Origin of the sequence: Mesorhizobium sp. M4A.F.Ca.ET.050.02.1.1, assembly GCF_003997725.1 — a bacterium.
Classification (GTDB): domain Bacteria; phylum Pseudomonadota; class Alphaproteobacteria; order Rhizobiales; family Rhizobiaceae; genus Mesorhizobium.
In genome coordinates this window covers 1-2937 of sequence record NZ_RZSG01000744.1, presented here as the reverse complement: position 1 = coordinate 2937, position 2937 = coordinate 1, and the positions used below count along the sequence as shown (strand labels likewise).

The window sequence follows — 2937 nt, the reverse complement described above, 5'->3', positions numbered from 1 at the left end:
GTTCAACGACTTCATGTACATCAAGCTTTCGGGCGAAAACGCCACGCCCAACGGCATCGTCGCCGACAGCGTCAGCGTCGACTCCGAGAGCGTGACCTACACCGCGGCTGGCGAATATCGCCTGATCGACGACGCCTCGGGCAGCCTCGATCTCCTGGCGGGTGCCCGGATCTGGTCGGTCGATACCGACATATCCTTCAGCGGCGGAGCCTTCGACGGGCTGACCTTCAGCGAAGGCGATACCTGGGTTGACGCGCTGGCTGGATTCAAAGGGCGCTATAACATCAATTCCGAGTGGTATCTGAGCGGCTGGGCCATGGCCGGCGGCGGCTCGTCGGACTACATGTGGGATCTGTGGGGCGGCGTCGGTTATCAGGTCAACGACAAGTTCTCCGCCCTGATCGGCTATCGTGCCTCCGGGGTCAATTACGACAACGGCGACGGCTTCGTCTTCGACGTCGTCCAGCAGGGACCGGTAATCGGGGCGATCTACCGCTTCTGATCCGGCGGCACCCGGCAGAGACTACTGATGCGCTCGCCTATGAAGGCTTGCGGCTGCTCGCCATCAACATTGTCACATCCCGCCTGCGCATGCCGTCAGGGACGGATATATACTTGCCGTAACCGCTTACGCTTTGAACCACTACTTTACTTGAACCGAATCCCCCTGCTTTACGCCGGCCGAGTCCGGGCAAAATGTCTTCGCATTCAACGCGTGATGCAACGGAAGCCGAGGTGGCATGTGGATGTGTCTACAGGCTGCGCCATGCGCGCGGCCGGGCGGTAACGGCGGCAGTAGCTGGGAGCGCACAGGAAGGATCCGCCCTTGGTTACCCTGCGTGGAATCCTGATGTCGGGCGTCAGCGGATCGTAGCTCGCCTCGCGTTCGCCGCCGCGCGGGTTGGCAATCGTGCAACAAGGGCTCTCGATCCGGCGGTGCTCCTGGTACCAGTCAGTCGTCCACTGCCAGACATTGCCAGCCATGTCGGAGAGCCCGTAGCCGTTTGCCGGAAAAGAGCCGACCGGCGCTGTCCATTCGTAGCCGTCCTCGCAATCGTTGCGGAATGGGAACTCGCCCTGGTACGTGTTGGCCATGTGCTGCCCGCCCGGGGTTAGCTCGTCGCCCCATGTGAACTCAGCGCCATCCAGCCCGCCCCTGGCGGCGAACTCCCATTCGGCCTCTGTCGGAAGCGCCTTACCCGCCCAGTTCGCATACGCTTCCGCGTCCTGGTACGCGATGTGCACGACAGGATGATTTTCGAGGCCCCTGAGTCCGCTGGCAGGCCCGCGAGGATGCCGCCAGTTCGCACCGCGCACATAGGCCCACCAGTTGTAGTGATTGCCGCGATCAATGCTGCGTGAAGGCCTCACGAACAAGGCCGAAGCCGGTATCAACGATTCAGCGCTGGCCCCGGGATAGTCCGCCGCATTTGCCGGACGCTCGGCCACCGTGACGTAGCCGCTGGCCTCGACAAAGCGCTTGAACTCACCATTCGTGACAGTCGTGCGATCCATCCAGAAGCCACCGACGACAACGCGATGCGCCGGCGCCTCTTCGGGATAGTGATGGTCGGATCCCATCAGGAACTCGCCGCCAGGGATCCAGACCATAGCGCCGTGCGACGAGGCCGCTGGCTCTGTGGCAAGTCGTGCCTCAGTCATCGGGCGGCCTCGTCTGGACGGCGGTAACTCATCCGCCTTTCAATCCCCCGCAGCGAACATTTCTTGCGGGCTTGGTGTCACCAGCGGTGTGAAGTACGTCAACCGCAGAGCTTCCATAAGCAACAGTGGAGGCTTCATCTGGCTCGCAAGCTCGGTAATTCTTGCCTGCAGCTCCTTGACCTTATCAGGGTTCTTGTCAGCCAGATTGGTGGCTTCTGATTTGTCCTGGGCCAAATTAAAAAGCTCGACCTTCTGCGGTAACGTAGCTGACCATACCAGTTTCCAATCGCCCTCGCGCACGGCGCCGGACATCGGATCAACGTTGTAGACAATCTCGGTGCGCGGCGCAGGTTTCCCATCGCTGATGGCCGGCCACATATCCATGCCGTCCAGCGGCTTGTTCTTGTCGAGCTTGGCACCAGCCAACCCGGCCAGGGTTGGCAACATGTCGACGACGTGCATCAGGCCATTGAAGACACCAGGCTTGATCTTGCCGGGCCAATTCATGAAGGCAACCGAGCGAGTGCCCCCCTCATAGAGGGTGCCCTTGCCTTCGCGATATGGCCCATTATTGGCGGGAAGTTTGCCCTCCACCTTCGAGTCACCCGTAAACATCGAGTTGATGACGCCGCCATTGTCGCTCATGAAAACGATAAGGGTGTTGTCGCGAATCCCCTTCTTCTCAAGGGCGGCCACGACATTTCCCACCTCGTCATCGATCACCGTGATCATGGCGGCATAGGCTCTACGGTTCTCGTCGGTGATGTTGCTAAACCGGTCGAGATATTCCTTCGGGGCCTGGAAGGGCGTGTGAGGCGCGGTGAAGGCGAGGTAGAGAAAGAGGGGCTTTTTCGGGTCGTGGGTGTTGATGACCCGGACAGCCTCCCGACCGAACAGGGTGTTGTCGAAGCCCTTCTCCTTGATCGGCTTGTTGTTTCGGTACCAGTCGGGGATACCGTGCGAAGCATGTTTGAAATGGTCGATCTCGCCGACGGTTGCCCCGTAGAATGAATCGAATCCACGTTGTTTCGGCCAGTAATCCGTCTTGGCATGGCCAAGGTGCCATTTGCCGCTCATCGCCGTTTGATAACCGGCGCCTTTGAGGACCTGCGGAAGAAGGGTTTCGTCCAGCGGAAGACCATAGGTTCCCGCAGCGGGGACAACGCCAACCTGCATGCCATAGCGTAGCGGATAGCGGCCGGTCATGAGGGCGCAACGCGTTGGCGTGCACATCGGCTGCACGTAATATTCCTCGAGCTTCGCCCCCTCCGCGGC

2 protein-coding genes and 1 pseudogene are annotated in these 2937 nt (G+C 60.6%); 1 reads left to right on the top strand and 2 read right to left on the bottom strand.

From position 1 onward, the window contains the following. Positions 1 to 502 (top strand): annotated as a pseudogene (locus EOA33_RS30420) (hypothetical protein); the annotation flags it as partial. 206 nt (positions 503 to 708) lie between these two features. Here EOA33_RS30420 and EOA33_RS30415 read toward each other — a convergent pair. Continuing rightward, positions 709 to 1662 carry a formylglycine-generating enzyme family protein gene (locus EOA33_RS30415; RefSeq protein WP_245455536.1) on the bottom strand — a complete coding sequence of 318 codons (954 nt, stop codon included), beginning with the start codon at positions 1660 to 1662 and terminating at the stop codon, positions 709 to 711. A 39-nt stretch (positions 1663 to 1701) separates the two neighbouring features. After that, positions 1702 to 2937, bottom strand: a 1236-nt coding sequence (locus tag EOA33_RS30410) for an arylsulfatase (RefSeq protein WP_127407328.1), incomplete at its 5' end; no start/stop codon positions are given.

Coding starts and splice junctions, on each gene's coding strand:
- EOA33_RS30415 (WP_245455536.1), bottom strand. CDS start 1,662: ATGACTGAGGCACGACTTGCCACAGAGCCAGCGGCCTCGTCGCACGGC.